The organism is Paenibacillus glacialis, assembly GCF_001637205.1.
GTDB classification, from domain to species: domain Bacteria; phylum Bacillota; class Bacilli; order Paenibacillales; family Paenibacillaceae; genus Paenibacillus_AQ; species Paenibacillus_AQ glacialis.
The window spans coordinates 1-18258 of the sequence record NZ_LVJH01000042.1 but is presented as its reverse complement, the minus strand read 5'-3'; the positions used below and the strand labels follow the sequence as shown (position 1 = coordinate 18258).

Sequence of the window (18258 nt, the reverse complement as noted above, 5' to 3'; positions counted from 1 at the left end):
AGAGAATTTATGATAATAAATAGTTGTATAATATTGCTAAAAATGTATATATGGAAAGATAATGAACATCAATTAATAGAATAGAATGGTGGAAAATATGGATAAGGTATTACATAAGATAGTCAATTTGATTAGCGGTGAGGTTAAAGTCACCATTGGGATTTCGGGTCATGGTGCATCTGGAAAGACAACGTTTGCCCATAATCTTTTAAATCTTCTGGGACATGATGATGTGAATTATATTAATACTGACCCCTATATTATTGGCTCTGATCTTAGGAAGTACACTTTTATCGACTATGAATATAAGAATGAACATCATCATGATAAAATGACAGCTTGTCATCCTGCTGCTCATAATATATTTGCTTTAGAGAGAGACATTCATATGATGAGAGATGGTTTAGATTTTTATACAATAGGCACGAATTATACAGAGAGTACGTTAATATCTTCACAAACCAAAATAAATATTGTAGAAGGCATGAGCGTTGCCTTTACAGACCCAAATTTGTATGATCTGAAAGTTTACTTATATACGGATAGAGAAACTGAGTTGATGAGAAGGAGTATACGTGATGTTTCTGAAAGAGGAACAGATATTAATTATTTAAGAAAATCTCATGAAGAGCGTAGAATTCAATATGATTTATTTATGCATCCTTATCATCAAAAATTTGATATAGTTTTAAAAAATTCCAATGAAGAGTATATTCTTGAAAAAGGCTGTTTTAATTAAAATGTGAAATAAAGACAATTTGGATATTGAGATTATAAGGAAAGTTGATACAAATATTGAATGGACTAAAACAAATATTAAGTGAAAGAGAACCATTGTGCGATGAACATTCAATTAACAGGCAGTATTCACAAGTATTAACATGAACAAGTATCTATGATAAAAGAATGGGGTCTTACATGATGAAAACCTTGAAGTTGGCATCTATCTACTCTTTAGTTATCTTTTTTGTATTAATCATAGTTAAATTTATTACTTCACCTAAATTTGTTATAAGTATTTTTGAAAAAGGATTTTGGATGGGATTAGGAGTCTTAATAACCTCGATAATTATTATTTTTATAATTACCTTCCTAAGGTTATCTATAAGAAGGACTAAAAGTTTAAACTAACGGGACACTTTAACGCAATAACCAACATGAAAAGGCAGCCAATTTAATTGGCTGCCTTTTCCCCGCTAACGGGAGTAAAGCGAATTAGTGAATTAATAAATGGACTAACAAAAAATTTTCTTGATTGGTCCTTTTTTTGATTCTAATTTATGTATATTATTATATAAACTAATTCACATAAGAGGTGCACATATGGCAATAGCGTACAAAATTAATACTCCGCTTCGTTCTACAGACGTTTCGGGTGTTTTCAAAAGTTCTGGAATTAAACGTCCTGCTGATGACCTTGATCGTATTCAAAGAATGATTGATAATGCCGATGTTAACATTTCTGCTTGGGATGGGGATAGACTTGTAGGCATTGCAAGAGGTATTACTGATTTCTCATATTGTTGTTATTTATCAGATTTAGCGGTATGTAAGGAATATCAGAAGACTGGTATTGGAACAGAACTAGTTGAACGTTTACGGGAACATTTGGGAGAAGAAGTTTCTTTATTATTACTTTCTGCACCAACTGCAATGGAATATTACCCATGTATTGGTTTTGAGAAGACTGAAAGAGCATTTTTGATACCGAGAGTAAAGTAATGAACGTCTAAGCTAACGTTACACAATAGTTCAATTCAGCATATTTATAACTAAGTCATCATGAGATTGTAAACAAAACAATGGATAGAGATTCAGATATATTCTGAAAACTCTATCCATTTTTATTGCGTCAATAACATATTAGTTGCTTATTGACTATAGTAGATTGTCTCTTTGTTATCATGAACGTTGTTCTTTGTATTATTTCGAAGAAGTAAACAAACCTGATCCCAGAAGTCCATTCCAGAAGTCGTTGAATTGGGGAATATCCAGCTGTTGATTTGCGTCAGATAGGGCTGTTTGTGGATCAGGATGTACCTCGACCATAATTCCGTCAGCTCCTGCGGCAAGAGCTGCTTTAGCACACGGTAGGAAAATATCCTTACGACCCGTAGAATGGGTGACATCTACTAAGACAGGTAAGTGTGTCTCCTGTTTCAACAAAGGTACTGCTGAAATATCTAAGGTGTTGCGTGTCGATGTCTCATAGGTACGAATGCCTCGTTCGATAAGCATCACTTGTGAGTTACCATGGTAAAGAATATATTCTGCAGCATGAATGAATTCATCAAGAGTTGCCGCAAGTCCACGTTTCAGTAGAACTGGAATTTTCGCTTCTCCAGCGGCTTTTAATAATTCGAAATTCTGCATATTACGTGCACCAATCTGGATGACATCAATGGTTTCAGCTGCGATCTCCATATGTGCGGGATGAACAATCTCACTGATAATAGACAGTCCGAACTCATCGCCAACTTCCTTAAGCATTCTTAAACCATCGATACCCAACCCTTGGAAATCATACGGAGATGTACGAGGCTTGAACGCACCACCACGCATGACAGTCACACCTGCAGCTTTGAGAGCAGCTGCGACTGTGCGCAATTGTTCCATCGATTCAACGGAACAGGGGCCAGCCACCATAATCGGTGAACCGTTACCGACAACGGTATTTCCTTTTAGAGGGATAATCGTGTTGGATTTGTGTTGTTTACGGCTAACGAGTAACGTACGCTTATGTTCTTTCTCTTGAACGCCAAGCGAAGCTTTGAAAATTTCTTTGAACAAATGTTTAATCGTACTATTGTCGAAAGGACCTTGATTATTGGCAATAAGGTGATCTAACATTTCCTTTTCACGAATGGGATCAAATTTAGGAACACCTTGTTTCTCTTTAATTAGACCAATCTCGTGGCTAATACGTGCGCGATCATTCAACAACTCTAACAGTTTACTGTTTACCTCTTGTAGCTCATTTCTTAATTGATCCAATGGTGTATTCATTTCTCCATAACCTCCATGTTTTATAATAATGAATTAAAATATAAAAAGGCTGTCTCGCAAGGGACGGAAATAGTTCCGCGGTACCACCCTCGTTAGACAGCCAATAGTATTGGTTTCTCACTTAACACGATAACGGCGTGTGCCGGACTTCCTTACTGCAACCCGGGTGCGTTCAGGAAGTCGACTCTGGAGTGAATTTCATCTGTGCAACTCCTGTCGGTCCGCTCTCAATCTGTGGCGTACCGTCCCTGTTAGGGTGCAGTGGACTACTTATCTCCATCATGGTCTGTGAATAAGATGAATTTTTCTCATTATATGCGTGGTAAGAAAAGGAATGCAAGTGTTTGATTTAACGCGTTGACGTGAGTGAGCGTTGTGTGGATATCATTTCAATACGTCATATCGAGGATGTGCTGATCCGTGTAACAATTATTACATTCAAGTAGAATTATGAAGAAATATAATCAGAATATTACTGTCTACGTGTTGGAAATGATGAGCTTTGTCTATGAATGAGGGGGTTGAGATAGGTCGTGTTTCGTAGATATGAAAGATCAATAACATTGTTTATTCTGCAATTATTTCTAGGTGTGGGAGCTGTATTTGGTGGCGTGGTCTTAATCATTGATCCAACAGGAGAACTAGTGAAAATGCCATTGAGCCTATTAGAAAGATCACCATTCCATGACTTCTTCATTCCAGGTATTATTCTTCTCGTTGTTTTAGGGATATTCCCCCTAATTGTTGCAATGGGATTGATTAAAAGATGGCGTTGGCGGTTGGCAGAAGGATTAAATATATTTAGGGATCGACATTGGAGTTGGACGTTTTCATTGTATATCGGATTTGCTATTATTATCTGGATTGCGGTACAGGTGTATATGATTAATGCGGTATCAGCTATACATATGCTATATATTAGCTTAGGATTATTGATACAAATGGTAACATTGTTACCTTCGGTACAAGCTAAATATAGAAGATAGATTGAGTTCGTTAAACAACGTAGATTGAAGTTCATACGATGAGTAGTTGTTGTGAAAAAAAGTATCCCAACCACAATAGTTACGGTAGGGATACTTGAGATTGAAATTGATGTAACTTAATTAAGCTGGTTCCATTTGTTCTCCATCATCTGTGGAACATAGTTCTCCATACGTTGGATAAGATCCATAGGATCACTAGAAACGTTGATCAGGCTCAGATTCGAAGGTTTAGAGAAACCCTCTTGCACACTGTAATTAATCATATTCAATAGTGGATCGAAATAACCACAGACATTTAAAATCCCAATCGGCTTGTTGTGTATGCCAATCTGTGACCAGCACAGAACCTCGAATAATTCTTCATATGTTCCGAATCCACCTGGTAAAGCAATAAATCCGTCTGCTAATGTACCCATCGTAGCTTTACGTTCGTGCATGCCTTCAACTTCAATGAATTCAGTTAATTGTTGATGAACGATTTCACCTTTAAATAATCCTTTGGGCATGATACCAGTCACTTCTCCGCCTTTGGCTATAACGGTATTCGCGATCACACCCATCAACCCCATATTGGACCCACCATAAACTAAGCGATATTGTTCTTGAGCCATATAACTCCCAAGCTCAGCAGCCTTCACTTGATATTCTGGATGGTTCCCTAGATTAGAACCTGCAAACACACAAATGGTCTTCATCCTTTTCACTCCAATCTATATGTAGGTTATATTTGATAATATTATATTATACAGAAGAAGATCGCAGTATTTGTAAAATTATTAAGATAATTTAATGAGGGGTCTTCTATAGTTTTCTGTACTAGAACTAGCGCTTGAAAAAGAGTAGTGTAGGATGGCCGCTAAAGTGATGAAATATTTTTAGTAAGAAGAAGTCCCATCATAAGCCATGCTAAACAACTAAGAAATAGGGAGAGATATTATGAATATTCAAGGGATTAACCACTTATGTTTTTCTATTGCCAATTTGGACAAATCTATTGATTTCTATACGGAAGTATTCGGGGCGATGTATTAGTAAAGGGAAATAAACTAGCCTATTTCGATCTATTTGGCACTTGGATTACATTGAACCAAGAGATATTCACCGAGAACCTAACAAGTCATACACTCATATTGCTTTTACCATCAAGAGTGAAGAATTTGATGAATGTCTAGACAAGTTAAACAACTTAAAATTACATGTGTTACCTGGTAGAACAAGGGATGAGAGGGATCAGAAGTCTATTTATTTCCTAGATCCAGATGGACATATGTTTGAATTCCACACAGGGAATTTGAATGATAGATTAGAATATTATAAGGCAGATAAAGAGCATATGATATTTTATGATGATTAAACTGTTAAATTCGGATTTACGTAATGATCCAAATGAGGTAATATTGTTAAAATATGGGTATCTAAATAATTAAGCAGTTGCGCGCTGTACACCGTGAAAGCTGATGGGTAAATGGCATGCGATACTATTCACTGATCCACTGGAACATTCGGTCAATGGCGAGTAGGTGAGTATCGAGTGGGAGGTGATGATCACAATCCTCATATTTATGAAATTCAGCGGGTACCCCTACTTCAATTAGCTTGTTATACATATGTAACCCATGACTGAAATCGACTTGCGTATCTTTGGTACCATGCATAATAAGCACAGGGCAATGGAGCTGTTCTACCATATGAAGAGGAGAGCGTACCTGATAGGATTCAGGTGTTCTGGTAGGGGTACCGCCAATGACGCGTTTTAACATTTTGCGTAGATCTATACGTTCTTCATAGGTTTGCGCGAGGTCCGATACACCACTCCAACAGATTAATCTGTGGACATTGGGTATTGTTGCTGCTGTATGTGTGGCATTTATGGACCCTCGCGAGAATCCCATCACAGAAATTCTTTTCTTATCTACAAAAGGAAGATTCTCCAAAAGACGATAAGCGGATAGAACATCTTCTTGATCGCTTCCACCGAATTCATCACGACCTTCTCCACCCTCATTGCCCCGATAAGTAGGAGCAAAGATAATATGCCCAAAGTTTGAAAATTGCTCAATCCAGTCCGTCTTGACACGTCCGACTTTACCAATGCCCCCACGACAATAGATCAATACGGGCCATTGCACTGTTCGAAGATCTTGGTGTGTTGGCTGTAAAGAGCTAGCTAATTTTGTTACTGGAAGTTCAGTAGTATCATACGATTGATTAATTAAGGACTCTAATTCCGTTGTAGGTAGGTCATATCCATGCGGTAAGCTAAGATATCCTTTTACTTTCAAACCATCAGATATGTATGTTATGTGAGAAATCATAGTTATCATCTGCCCCTAGATATTTCGAATTATGTCTGACTTACATCATGACTCATTGTCGCACATCCTATTCTTATACCCTAATCCGTTGATCTTAAGTCACAAATTTATATATTGATTCTGATATCTGTCGTAGGACGGACATTACAATAATATATTAGTAAAAAGGAGGTTTTGCGCACTGTATCATTATATTAAACGCATCATTGCGTTTACAATTGTAATTCTTTTGCTATGGGTGACGCCATTTGCAGAAAAGGCGAATGCTAGTTCAATCAATTCGGATTTAATTGTGGTGAACAAGAAAACAAATACAATGGCATTTTTTAGAGATGGGAAACTGGAAAGACAATTTGCAGTTGCAACTGGGAAGGATCCCGAACTAACTCCTGAAGGGAAATTCAGGATTGCGAACAAAATCAAAAATAGACCGTATTACAAAGATAAAATCCCTGGAGGGGATCCTCGTAATCCGTTGGGGGATCGCTGGATCGGGCTTGAAGTGAATGGTACACAAGGAACGACGTATGCTATTCACGGAAATAGCAATAAGAGCTCCATAGGAAAGTACGTCAGTGCTGGATGCATTCGGATGTACAATGATGAGATTCATGAACTGTTCACACAAGTGAAAGTGAATTCTTATGCCGTTATCACGTCATCGAAGTTATCGTTCGAAGAGATTGCAGAGAATAATGGCTATACGCTCGGGCTCAAGACATTTGAAGGTAAAGTAGTTATTAACGGTGAGGAACGGAAATTGAATAGTTCATTTGCGATGGTAGATTCCCGCATTTTCATTCCAATGAGAGAAAGTTTAGAGTTGTTGGGCGCAATAGTACAGTGGAATAATCAGACTCAGACAGCAACCATCATTATAGGTGATCGTACGATCATTCATAAGCCACTCACTGACAAAGCAATAGTTAACGGCAAAGAAATTACCATAACACCATCACGATATCAAGGTACAACGGTTATGCTCCCACTGCGGAATGTTCTAGAGCTAGCCGGAATTCAAGTAACATGGGATAGCAAGAATAATGCCATTATCATTGCTAATTAATTTGGAAAGAGGCCACGAGAGTGGCTTTTTTATTTGTGTTAGGTTTCTTATTTGTTAATGAAATGAATGAGTTAAGAGGAGATACGACAATTTTCACGAATGTAGATATATTTAGGATGATTAGAAAAAAGTTTAAATAAGAAAGGAGTAGATCTAAGCTGTATACGCATAGAAGACTTAGTCATGACGATTTGGATAGAATTTGTAAGTTTCCTCAAACGGAGGAAGAATTATATTTTGTCAGTCCAAGATTTAAGTACCCGTTAACACCTGAACAAATCTTAGAATTATTGAAGGATAGATTTGAACCAACCGTTGTCATAGATCCTGTGGTTAATAAAGTAGTAGCTTATGCTAATTTGTATGGACATGATCCTAGTGATTGTTCGTGTTGGTTAGGTAACGTCATCGTATCTCCGGAATATAGGGGCAAAGGTGCAGCTGAATTTTTAGTCAAAATGATGAGACAAGAAGCTAATAAGAAATTAGGTGCCCATACGATACAGTTATCATGTCATAACACAAATTCAAGAGGATTGGCATTCTATTATAAGCATGGGTTCATACCTTTCGACATGAAGATAACGTTGCTAGGAGGAAGAAAAGTAATCACTATACAAATGAAAATAGAAAACACGAATCCGTCCTAAAGGAGCTTAATTCAATGACTCATCATGATCATTGTGTATTTTGTAGTCCTGAGCAAGAAACTAGGCAAAGGGAAATCTTAAGTAATGAAAGTTGTATTTTTTATCAAATGCCGCAGGAAATATTAATTGGTTCGGGGTTGATCGTTCCAAGACTTCATAGAGTGAATGTATTTGAACTAACGGATAAAGAATGGCATGATACTTTTACATTAGTTAAACAAGTGAAGGAACATTTAGATGAATTACATAACCCTGATGGATATAATTTACAGTGGAATACTGACGGAGCGGCTGGACAACATTTATTTCATTCTCATTTGCATATCATTCCAAGATTTAAAAATGAGCCATTAGTTGGTATAGACTTAAGGAGTTTTCTTGGGAAGGATGACAACAAGAGGCCCTTTAGTTCGAACTAGGTTGAGATGGCCAGGAACTTCGGGTAACACATTACTTGCGAGGCGGACCATGTGGTCTTTGGAATAGTAATACATACGAATATTTTATCGGAAGGAAAAAGGTTGAGTGAATTAAATACTGGATATATTGCACAATTAATGGGTGGTAATGAATTATGGGAGCCATTATGGGGACTTACAACAAGCTTAACAGAAATAGAATCTTGCTTACTTAAATCTTCACCTGTCCGGAGGCTGCAATTTATTCATCATAGTGGTTCTAGTTACATTAACACACACCATGTGACAACTCGACTACAACATACGATTGGCGTATTTTCTTTAGTTGCTTATTATTGTCCTGATTGGTATGAACTAAGGGTTGCGGCGCTATTACATGACATTGGGCATTGCCCGTTCAGCCATGTTCTTGAGCAGATTGAAGGTTGTGACCATCATAAAAGAACTTATGAGTTATTATACTCTACAGAGATAAGTGGAATTCTTATTAAATATGGCTTTGATCCTCGTGTAATCCTAGATTTAATAGAGGGAAATATAACAAGCCCTTTACGGAATAAGGATAATAAAATCCACTTGGATCATCTTGATTCATGGGTTAGGAGTGCGCAAATTACAGGGCTCCTTAAGTCTTCAACCGTGTTATTATCCAGACTTGAACTAGACGGGAATTATATCTCAACGGATGCTGAAACTGCTGAAACATTATTGCAATTTATTATTTCTGAAGCCAAATTTCATTGTTCCGGAGATAACTTGGGTCCAAGTACTATTCTGAAGTATTTAGTTGCACAGCTGATCGAACAAAATGTGGTGTCAGTCGAGTCAATTTGTGAAATGACGGATGCGAGTCTTGAATCCTTGTTACTACGTTGTGAATTGACACAAGGGGAAGCTAGACGTTTATTTTACAGTCCACATGAAATACTAGTTACGCGTACAAAACCCAAGGTTTCTTCAAATACAAACATAGTAACTCTTAATAAACTTTATCTCTCGGAGCCATTGATTACGAATGAAAGAATGCCAGTAAATGCCCTACCGTCGTATACGATACTAGGAGAATTAAGTTCGGTATTGGGGACGTATTATGTATATTGGGATGAATGAATAGTGGAGGTTAATCATGATTACATATCAAATAATGACTCAAGATCTAGTTAATAAACTTAAGGAGATCGACCGATCAGAACACATCGATCTCATCTATGAAATACAGAATGGACAAATCGAAGAAATCACCACGAACCATGAATGCCCCAATTGGGATGAAGAGTTGATCGAGGAAATACAAGAACGATATTTGTTTGAATTACGTAACGGGGGATTGTCCATCGGAGCATTCGACGGGGACACATTAGTTGGATTCGGAGTTCTTGCTCACCAATTCAGAGGTCCTAATCATGATCAATTACAGATTGACTTAATGTACGTATCTAATAATTATAGAAGACAAGGTATTGGAACCCAGATATTAAATGGATTAAGTGAAGAAGCAAGGAACAGGGGAGCCAAGTATTTATATATATCTTCTACGGAGACAAAATCAGCTGTATCTTTTTATAAGAGTCATGGGAGTCAGATTACAGAAGATACAGATGTAGAGCTATTTAATAAAGAACCATTAGATATTCATATGATTAATGAGCTGTAATATGGAAGTTATTCAAGAAGCGGTATCGCGTTGTTATGAAATGAATACCCGAAAGCATCGGGACAGTCACGCCAATTCGGGTGCTGTCTTTTTTGATGCTTTATTGAAATTTGAGCCTCCATAATACGACATGTTTGTGTGATACTCTCTTTGGATCTCGTATGTGCAGGTCAGATAGCCGTCCGAGATGGCAGGGATTATAGGTTTTATATGGAATTTATAGAGGAGTGTGAATTAAATGATCTTTGTTACCCGAAGTCATGATATGTTACTTAGCATTAAAACAAAGGGCTACCAAGCAAATGTAGTTGTGAACATTCGAAAGATCCCCGGCCGTATATGGATGGTGGACACGCTAGAATGGATAGTCCCCATGAATGAAAGGACGGTCCAGCTTCTATACGAATTGTTTGGTCCTGAACATGTTCATTTCGAGACGTCGATGAGACAGAATGAGTTTGTCCGGAAGTGGTTCACTCATGATATAGCTGCTGCTACGTTTATCCGGGAAGCTAACATGCGATCAACGAATTTGATGACACTTAAAGGATTCAGCCCAAAGACAAAAAAGGCTTATGAAGGTCATATCCGACGTTTCTGTCAAAGTCATGCTGAAGTTATTCTGGAATTAAATGAAAGCCATGTGCACACGTATGTATTAGGCTTGTTCGATCAGAAATGCTCATATTCGTATATCAATCAAGCTTTGAGTGCTTTGAAATTTTTTCTTGGGAAGGTCTGTAATCGTCCAGAATTGGTGCGACAGCTTCCTAGACCTAAGAAAGAAAAAAAGCTTCCAACTGTTTTATCTGTAAATGAGGTGCTACGTATTTTCGCTGAATTACATAACATTAAGCATAAGACGATTGTGATGTTAACCTATTCTTCTGGTCTTCGGATTGGGGAAGTGGTGCGTCTTAAATTACAAGATCTAGATAATGAACGATTCTTAGTCCATGTTCGTCAAGGAAAAGGCAGGAAGGATCGGGTTACCCTATTGTCGAGATCTGCTTATGAGATGGTGTGTATTTATGTGAAAAGAGAACGTCCATTGGATTGGTTATTTCCTGGTGCGGATCGTGATCGACATATTACGGAAAGAACTATTCAACGCGTGTTTGAATCTGCACGTGATGCAGCAGGTATTCGCAAACCAGCAACCGTTCATACGTTACGCCATTCTTTCGCTACACATTTACTTGAAGGTGGCACGGATCTACGATACATCCAAGAACTTCTCGGGCACGAAAGCATCAAAACCACACAAATCTATACCCATGTCAGCGTCAAGGATGCAAGAAAGGTCATCAGTCCTTTAGATCAAATTGTTCTGAGCCGAGGCAACAATACATTTAACACAGATCCCTCGGAATAGGGTAGGTTAAACGACATGTGTCGCAGATTTTACGTTAGATGAAATACCTGAAAGATCGATAAATACATGGGGGCAATTTCAATGAAGATTGGTTTTGTTGTTTTTAACGGGCTCACGTTCTTAGACTTTATTGGCTTTTATGATGTGATTTATCGATTAAATCTGTTTGAAGAAACTAAAGGAACAACATGGGATATTTGTGGACTATCAGAAGAAATTTCTGATGAATTAGGATTAACAATTAAAGTGAATAAGATTAAACCAGATCTTTCAGAATACGATTTAGTATTTGTTCCTGGTGGAATGGGAACACGAAAACTTCGATTTGATGAGGAGTTTATCGGATGGCTGCGGCAAGCTATTAATGTTAAGTATGTGGTGTCGGTTTGTACAGGATCGCTTTTATTAGGTGCTGCAGGGTTTTTGGAGAATAAGATGGCGACAACCCATCCATATGCATATGAATTATTAGAACCTTATTGTAAGGAAGTAATCAAAGCTAGAATTGTGAAAGATGGTAACTTAATTACAGCCGGAGGGGTATCTACATCAATAGATCTTGCTTTATACATCGTTGGGCTTTTTGTAAATAAGGTAGCAGTAGATGTGATTAAGAAACAAATCGATTATCCATATGAAGTGCAAGGAATTATAGAGGTATAGGTAACTCCAAGAAGACAGGTACTTCATCTAACAATGCATTCCTACTGCGGGCATACGCCCTTGATCGCCAGGAGGAATCTCGAGAAGATAACTCAGGCGATACATTCAACCAGCTAAGTCTGACGACCCGTTCCCTTCGGGCACTTAAGCTGCTTGAACGTCAGGAATGCCAAACGTTATGTGAAATTACTGTAATGCGGATAAATAAAAGATTTAATTTGGAGGAGTACATGATGAATGAAAGATCAGAAAAACGATGGGAAAAGATGAGAGCAAAAGGAAAAAGGCATTTTGTTGTAAATAGTGGTGTTCTAAGATGGGGATTGACTACAGCTGTTCTTTATTCTATCTTTGTTACTTATTTGAATAATGGCTTAACTGGAATATTACTTAATGATTTCTTAAGAACTTTATTAATCGCGGTTATCTTGTTTCCAATCGGAGGATACTTCTGGGGTATATGGGTGTGGAAGTGGCAAGAAAAGAATCATAGGAAAGAGCAGTAAATAATAACGACAATCAAATTACTAAGAAGTCTTAAATACATATATACCTGGTTAATCAATCAAAGAGATTACTTAGTAATTCACAGGGGACAGTAACATCACATAACAATGCATTCTTGCATCGTCGCGTTTGCTCCTCGGTCACCAAGAGGGATTTCGAAGAAGTGAATTCAGGCGACACATCCAATCGGCTAAGTCTAACGACCCGTTCCCTTTGGTCACTTAAGCCGCTTGAACGTCAGGAATGCGGGTACGTTAGGTGAAATCTTCGAGATACTGCAGAAGACCTTAGAAATCCATAATAAAAAACTGAGGAAATGAAAATCGAAGGAGGAATATGATGGATACTTTTCTTGCCATATTTCCGATTGTTTGGTCTGCTTTTATATATTCAATTATATTTTATCGTGTCTTTATTAAGGATAATGAGCATATTAAAGGGAACATCGGCTTAATTGTAATTGCTAGTACAATACTTTTGCCGAATGTTCAAAACCAATATATTGTATTATCATGTGTAATAATCAGTGTAGTGCTATTGGGCACTATTATTTATAAGGCTATAAAATCAAGAAATATATAATAACAAAAGGTAGGATTAAAAAAGTAATATGGAGAGATTTTGAAAGGGTAATTCAATGAAGTCGAAGACTTCACCTAACAAAACATTCCTACTTCGTCGCTTATGCTCCTCGGTCGCCAAGAGGAATGTCGGAGAAGCGGATTCAGGCGACACATCCAACCGGCTAAGTCTGACGACCCGTTCCCTTCGTTAACTTAAGCCGTTCGGACGTCAGGAATGCGCAACGTTATAAGAAATCTCCGTAAAAACAAAAAATATTAGAGCAAATACTAAACTACTTAGTGTTAGAACTGCTTTAGTGGTAAAACAATGATTTTGAGAGGCTAGGGTGACACAATGAAATTTGAGTATAGAGCTATAGAGACAGACAGATTACACCTTAGAATTTTAACACTTGATGATACTGCAAAAGTATTTAGACATTTTTCAGATGATAATGTTACAAAATTTATGGATATTGAACCATGTAAAAACATTAAAGAAGCTGAAGAAATTATTAAATATCATCTAGAAGATTCGGGTTGTCGTTGGGGTTTGTTTAGTAAAGAAGATAATGAATTAGTTGGTACATGCGGTTTTCATTTTATTAGAGAAGTAGATCTTACAGCAGAGGTTGGCTTTGATTTATCCAGACCCTACTGGGGAAAAGGATTAATGAATGAAGTGATGGCAGCTGTTATTGAATATGGATTTACTGTGGTGAAACTAGAAGTGATTGATGCAACTGTTGAACCCGAGAATGAAAGGTCTAATGTACTGATGAATAGACTTGGTTTCAAAAGAGATTCCGAGCTTAGAGAAAAATTGATATATTATTATTTGAATCGTAAAAGTTGGGAAGAGTCACTAATAAATACGTTAAAGAAAAGAAAAATATAAAACATAGATTAGCTTCGAAGGCGGAGACATCTTATAACATTACATTCCTACATCGTCGCATTCGCTCCTTGATCGCCAAGGGGATTTTCTGAGAAGTAGATTCAGGCGACACATTCAACCAGCTAAGTCTGACGACCCGTTCCCTACGGTCACTTAAGCTGCTTGAACGTCAGGAATGCGCAACGTTATCCAACATTGGACCGAAGTGTACTACGAGTTAAAGAAATTTTTGGCCGACAGTCGAGATTACCATCTTAAACGGGAAGAGACATGAAGAAATTCAGGTTTCGAGGGATCTAGGATCAGCGTGCTTGGCGAATAAAGACATGAAATGCAATTAGATATGAAATACCTTTCAATTGAAACAAGAGGTGACTGAAAGTAGAGGATTAAGAACATGTTTTTGAAATGTCAGCAGAAAATAAAGTATTAGACTGAATGCCTTTAATCCACACGGATTTTCGAATTTTCATACCGTCAGAATCCATAAAATAAGTTTTAGACTGACCCTAGAAATTGAAACAGCTATAGCAAAGGACGCGAAAATAAAGTCCTAGACTGTCGCTGTTTCATTGAACTATCGTGTTCCGTTAGCTTAATTAATCTCAAATGGATATAGCACCATACTCGACTTGTTCAGACCTTTTCAAATCCATAATCCCTTTCAACCTTACAAACTCTTGTTTTATAAGTGAGATACCAATCAGATATACCTTTGCTTTGAGCGACTAAATGTCGTTCGTTTTGTTTCCATTTTTGTATAGCTTCGAGAGAATCCCAATAAGATACAGTAATACCTACACCTTCTCTAGCACTTTCTACTCCGAGAAATCCAGGTTGGACGGATGCAAGTTTCACCATTTCATCTGCCATTTCCGCATATTGGTTATCCCCATCTGTTCGTTCAGATGTAAAAATCACTGCATAATAAGGTGTTTGTGGCGTTTTAGCAATTTCACTCATGACTTTACCTCCGTTTATTGGTTATTACTATATCAATATTAGTGCATGTAGTATCCTGATGTATAGCTTGTTAAACTAATCTGCCCATTAGCTTAATAAAGAAAGGGAGTAGCTGCCATAACAAACTTCTCCTTTGTTGTTCCACTATCGTGTTCCGTTAGTTCAATGAATATTTTAACGCCCAATAAAATAAGCAACCAGTGACAAAGCCAATACACCCAAAATAATTAGTGCAAAGACAATTGTAAAACTTTTAACAAAATCAATTAAAAACGAAGGCTCACCCTTTTTGCGTGGACCAAGATAAAACTCTCGGATCCATAGAACAACAGTGGTTGCTAAACTTGTTTTCACAGCAAATCTAAGTAATTTAAGCAAATACTCCCGTATCGAGATTGAATAGCTTGTAGTCACATTAATCACATTAGTTTCTACACGTGTAATAGTATCTGGAATAAATATAATAGCGAGGGCTAATCCGATTAAAAATCCGTATATTGCTCCCTTTACCAATCTCTTTTCGATTTCGAAAACCTCCATTCCCTTTTAATCTTCTGGATCTATTGAAGAGTTACAGCATGAAATACTGTGTTAAACTGCCCGTTAGCCATGCATGCAGCGCAAGCGACACACCACAGATGATGGAAGTAATTCAGTTCTTCCATGGGAGATAAAAAAATTCATAATTGATCTTCCTTCCCAATCTCCCTAGTTTTTAATATAACGTTTATTACAGGGAAAGGTTGCAAGCGAAGAATTGAAGTTCTTTTTACGTTAAACTGCCCGTTAGTTTAATGCCCTCGACAGTCCAGTACTTTATTTTCTTAGTCTACAACTTTATTTCCCGGTCTTAACACTCTATTTTTCAGTCTAAAACATATTTTTTTCTGACATAAAAGCGAGAGGTGCCTGAAAGTAAAGAATCAAGAACGGTATTTATTAAAGTATGGGGACCTAGCAGTAGAGCTTAAAACCAAATTAGATTTGAATGCAGATTAAGAATGGTAAGGATTGTCGGTGTCTAGGAAACTGCGAGATGGGCAATGAAGCAGGAACATGAACGGGTTTCAGAGAAGTAATCAAGAAGAGATGGTAAGTGTTATTGAGGTGTTCTTTGATTCAGTCGAGAATGAATACATAAGATAAGTTTTAAGAGCAAGTTCGAGCACGGAAGGAAATTTGAAGTGTAACAGAATACGAGGAATGTCCAACATCGGATAACACGGCATTCCTACTGCGGGCATTCGCCCTTGATCGCTTAGAAGGATTTTCGAGAAGATTAATCAGGCGACACATTCAACCAGCTAAGTCTGACGACCCGTTCCCTACGGTCACTTAAGCTGCTTGAACGTCAGGAATGCCAAACGTTATCTGAAACCACCCTAGAACGTATATAAAAATAAATTCTCAAAGACAGGTGAAGTAATGAAGATTAGAGGAGCAAAATTTGCTGATATTAATGGCATATCGTATGTTCATTCGGAGAGTTGGAAAACTACATACAGAGGATTATTAGCGGATGAGTATCTCGACAAGATTACCGCAGAAGGAAGAAGAGGGCAATGGATTAGAACATTTGAATCTCTTAATAATGATAAGTGTGTGTTTGTAGCTGAGGACAAAAATGGCAGAATCATTGGATTTGCAAGTGGAGGGAAGTGTCGGGAATCTGAATTGGATTTCGATGGTGAGCTATATGCGATATATATATTGAAGGAACACCAAGGCAGAGGGGTAGGAAGGTTACTACTGAAAAGTATAGTGCGATATTTGAAATCTAAAGAATATAAATCAATGATGACATGGGTATTAGAAGGTAATTTATCAATACTATTTTATCAGAAACTCGGAGGACAGATCATAAAAGATAAAGAAATAAAAATAGGAAATGAGACAGTTAATGAGGTAGCCCTAGGGTGGAATGAGATGGAAGAAATAATTAGATAGTAGTTCGTAGAAGAGGGTGGCATCAGATAACAAAGCATTCCTACATCGTCGCTGACGCTCCTCGGTCGCCAAGGGGGATTTCGGAGAAGCCGATTCAGGCGACACATTCAACCAGCTAAGTCTGACGACCCGTTCCCTATGGTCACTTAAGCTGCTTGAACGTCAGGAATGCCAACGTTAGCTGAAATTGATGAAAACTATTATAAAAAAATCCCAAGGAGTTGTCCATATGGATGTAGAAATTAAAAATACATTAATAGGAAGCTATAATGCTAATGCAGAATTAAGAGATAAGTTTGAGATTGAAAGTTGGAAGCTCAATGAATTAAACCGATTTATTTCCTATTTTAGTAACATAGTTGGTTTGAAACTCCTTGATATTGGTGCAGGTTCTGGTCAACATAGTCAGTATTTAAAGTCAAATGGTTTCGATGTGCTTAGTATTGATATGAGCCCAGAAATGATCAAATCATGTCTCAACAGAGGGTTAATGGCTCAAGTGATGGATGTTTACTCGTTGAAGTTAGAAGAGGCCTCGTTTGATGCAATTTGGTCAATGAACGCATTACTTCATGTGCCAAAGAGAAGGTTGGATATTGTTTTTAATAATATTAAGACTGTATTGAAGCCAGGTGGATTTTTTTACTTAGGTCTATATGGGGGTTATGATAGCGAAGGGATTTGGGAAGAAGATCCATATAAACCTAACCGGTTTTTCTCGTTTTATAAAAATGAAGATATAGAAGTGAAAGTTAAAGAATATTTTGATGTAATGAATTTTGAAGTGGTTCCAATGGTTGGTATGAATACAGACTTTCAATCATTCGTTTTGAGAAAGAGATAAATTCTGATAGTTAATTCAAAGAAGTCATCAACATCAGCTAACATTGCATTACCACAGCGGTCGCTACGCTCCCTTGGTCACCATGAGGAAGTGTCGTAGAAGATAATTCAGGTGACACATCCAACCAGCTAAGTGGCAGAGCCACCCGGACCTACGGTCCTTAAGCCGATTGGACGTCGGTAATGCGCGAACGTTATGTGAAATTCCTGCAATTATTTGACTGCTAGTCCATAGGAGGGAATATGAAAAGATTAATTTTAGTGCTAGTAGTAGGTGTAATTATTATTTCGAATGCCATATGGGGTTACTTATATTTCAATAAAGAGGTTGAATCAACTTCAAATGCTGGTGTTCAAGTATATACACTTAATGGTACAGGGGAAATATGGGACGTTATAGATT

19 protein-coding genes, 1 pseudogene and 1 other annotated feature are annotated in these 18258 nt (G+C 37.5%); of the genes and pseudogenes, 15 read left to right on the top strand and 5 right to left on the bottom strand.

What is annotated here, in order from left to right; all coding sequences use genetic code 11:
• Positions 1–97 precede the first annotated feature (97 nt).
• Together PGLA_RS18845 and PGLA_RS18840 are read left to right on the top strand one after the other, a co-directional pair.
• Complete coding sequence (locus PGLA_RS18845; protein WP_068535856.1) at positions 98–739, top strand: uridine kinase family protein; 642 nt, start codon at positions 98–100, stop codon at positions 737–739.
• Between the two features lie 584 nt (positions 740–1323).
• Positions 1324–1722 (top strand): GNAT family N-acetyltransferase, encoded by a 399-nt coding sequence (locus PGLA_RS18840; RefSeq protein ID WP_068535854.1) that lies wholly within the window; start codon positions 1324–1326, stop codon positions 1720–1722.
• A 201-nt stretch (positions 1723–1923) separates the two neighbouring features.
• On the opposite strand, the gene PGLA_RS18835 is transcribed toward PGLA_RS18840, so the two are convergent.
• Complete coding sequence (locus PGLA_RS18835) at positions 1924–3006, bottom strand: bifunctional 3-deoxy-7-phosphoheptulonate synthase/chorismate mutase (protein ID WP_068535852.1); 1083 nt, start codon at positions 3004–3006, stop codon at positions 1924–1926.
• 56 nt (positions 3007–3062) lie between these two features.
• Positions 3063–3298 (bottom strand) — a binding site (T-box leader).
• 241 nt (positions 3299–3539) lie between these two features.
• Between PGLA_RS18835 and PGLA_RS18830 the strand changes: the two genes are divergently transcribed.
• The gene (locus PGLA_RS18830) at positions 3540–3992 is read left to right on the top strand and encodes a hypothetical protein (protein ID WP_068535849.1); all 453 of its coding nucleotides are present in this window, start codon (positions 3540–3542) and stop codon (positions 3990–3992) included.
• Positions 3993–4108: 116 nt separating this feature from the next.
• On the opposite strand, the gene PGLA_RS18825 is transcribed toward PGLA_RS18830, so the two are convergent.
• On the bottom strand, positions 4109–4687 hold the full coding sequence (locus PGLA_RS18825) for an LOG family protein (RefSeq protein WP_068535848.1): 579 nt from the start codon (positions 4685–4687) through the stop codon (positions 4109–4111).
• A 241-nt stretch (positions 4688–4928) separates the two neighbouring features.
• On the opposite strand from PGLA_RS18825, the pseudogene fosB reads away from it, so the two are divergent.
• Positions 4929–5346 (top strand): annotated as a pseudogene (fosB, locus tag PGLA_RS18820) (metallothiol transferase FosB).
• Between the two features lie 124 nt (positions 5347–5470).
• Here the strand turns inward: fosB and PGLA_RS18815 are convergent.
• The gene (locus PGLA_RS18815) at positions 5471–6307 is read right to left on the bottom strand and encodes an alpha/beta hydrolase family protein (protein ID WP_068535846.1); all 837 of its coding nucleotides are present in this window, start codon (positions 6305–6307) and stop codon (positions 5471–5473) included.
• Between the two features lie 295 nt (positions 6308–6602).
• On the opposite strand from PGLA_RS18815, the gene PGLA_RS18810 reads away from it, so the two are divergent.
• The 9 genes from PGLA_RS18810 (at position 6603) to PGLA_RS18765 (ending at position 14102) form a co-directional block, all read left to right on the top strand.
• On the top strand, positions 6603–7373 hold the full coding sequence (locus PGLA_RS18810; RefSeq protein ID WP_245700145.1) for a L,D-transpeptidase family protein: 771 nt from the start codon (positions 6603–6605) through the stop codon (positions 7371–7373).
• 158 nt (positions 7374–7531) lie between these two features.
• Positions 7532–8023 (top strand): GNAT family N-acetyltransferase, encoded by a 492-nt coding sequence (locus PGLA_RS18805; protein ID WP_068535842.1) that lies wholly within the window; start codon positions 7532–7534, stop codon positions 8021–8023.
• Between the two features lie 14 nt (positions 8024–8037).
• Positions 8038–8442: an HIT family protein gene (locus PGLA_RS18800; RefSeq protein WP_068535840.1), complete on the top strand. Its 405-nt coding sequence runs from the start codon at positions 8038–8040 to the stop codon at positions 8440–8442.
• 102 nt (positions 8443–8544) lie between these two features.
• Complete coding sequence (locus PGLA_RS18795) at positions 8545–9552, top strand: HD domain-containing protein (protein ID WP_145939608.1); 1008 nt, start codon at positions 8545–8547, stop codon at positions 9550–9552.
• Positions 9553–9568: 16 nt separating this feature from the next.
• Positions 9569–10096, top strand: a complete 528-nt coding sequence (locus PGLA_RS18790; RefSeq protein ID WP_068535836.1) for a GNAT family N-acetyltransferase — start codon at positions 9569–9571, stop codon at positions 10094–10096.
• A gap of 238 nt (positions 10097–10334) precedes the next feature.
• Complete coding sequence (locus PGLA_RS18785) at positions 10335–11471, top strand: tyrosine-type recombinase/integrase (RefSeq protein ID WP_068535834.1); 1137 nt, start codon at positions 10335–10337, stop codon at positions 11469–11471.
• 81 nt (positions 11472–11552) lie between these two features.
• Positions 11553–12134 (top strand): DJ-1/PfpI family protein, encoded by a 582-nt coding sequence (locus PGLA_RS18780; RefSeq protein ID WP_068535832.1) that lies wholly within the window; start codon positions 11553–11555, stop codon positions 12132–12134.
• A gap of 230 nt (positions 12135–12364) precedes the next feature.
• Complete coding sequence (locus tag PGLA_RS18775) at positions 12365–12640, top strand: hypothetical protein (RefSeq protein ID WP_145939607.1); 276 nt, start codon at positions 12365–12367, stop codon at positions 12638–12640.
• 919 nt (positions 12641–13559) lie between these two features.
• The gene (locus tag PGLA_RS18765; protein WP_068535825.1) at positions 13560–14102 is read left to right on the top strand and encodes a GNAT family N-acetyltransferase; all 543 of its coding nucleotides are present in this window, start codon (positions 13560–13562) and stop codon (positions 14100–14102) included.
• 636 nt (positions 14103–14738) lie between these two features.
• On the opposite strand, the gene PGLA_RS18760 is transcribed toward PGLA_RS18765, so the two are convergent.
• Together PGLA_RS18760 and PGLA_RS18755 are read right to left on the bottom strand one after the other, a co-directional pair.
• The gene (locus PGLA_RS18760) at positions 14739–15065 is read right to left on the bottom strand and encodes an antibiotic biosynthesis monooxygenase family protein (RefSeq protein WP_068535824.1); all 327 of its coding nucleotides are present in this window, start codon (positions 15063–15065) and stop codon (positions 14739–14741) included.
• 174 nt (positions 15066–15239) lie between these two features.
• Positions 15240–15605: a hypothetical protein gene (locus PGLA_RS18755; protein WP_068535822.1), complete on the bottom strand. Its 366-nt coding sequence runs from the start codon at positions 15603–15605 to the stop codon at positions 15240–15242.
• A gap of 885 nt (positions 15606–16490) precedes the next feature.
• Here PGLA_RS18755 and PGLA_RS18750 point away from each other — a divergent pair.
• A complete protein-coding gene (locus tag PGLA_RS18750; protein ID WP_068535821.1) occupies positions 16491–17012 on the top strand; it encodes a GNAT family N-acetyltransferase in 522 nt (173 codons plus the stop codon).
• 229 nt (positions 17013–17241) lie between these two features.
• Positions 17242–17856 carry a class I SAM-dependent methyltransferase gene (locus PGLA_RS18745; RefSeq protein WP_068535819.1) on the top strand — a complete coding sequence of 205 codons (615 nt, stop codon included), beginning with the start codon at positions 17242–17244 and terminating at the stop codon, positions 17854–17856.
• Positions 17857–18258 lie beyond the last annotated feature (402 nt).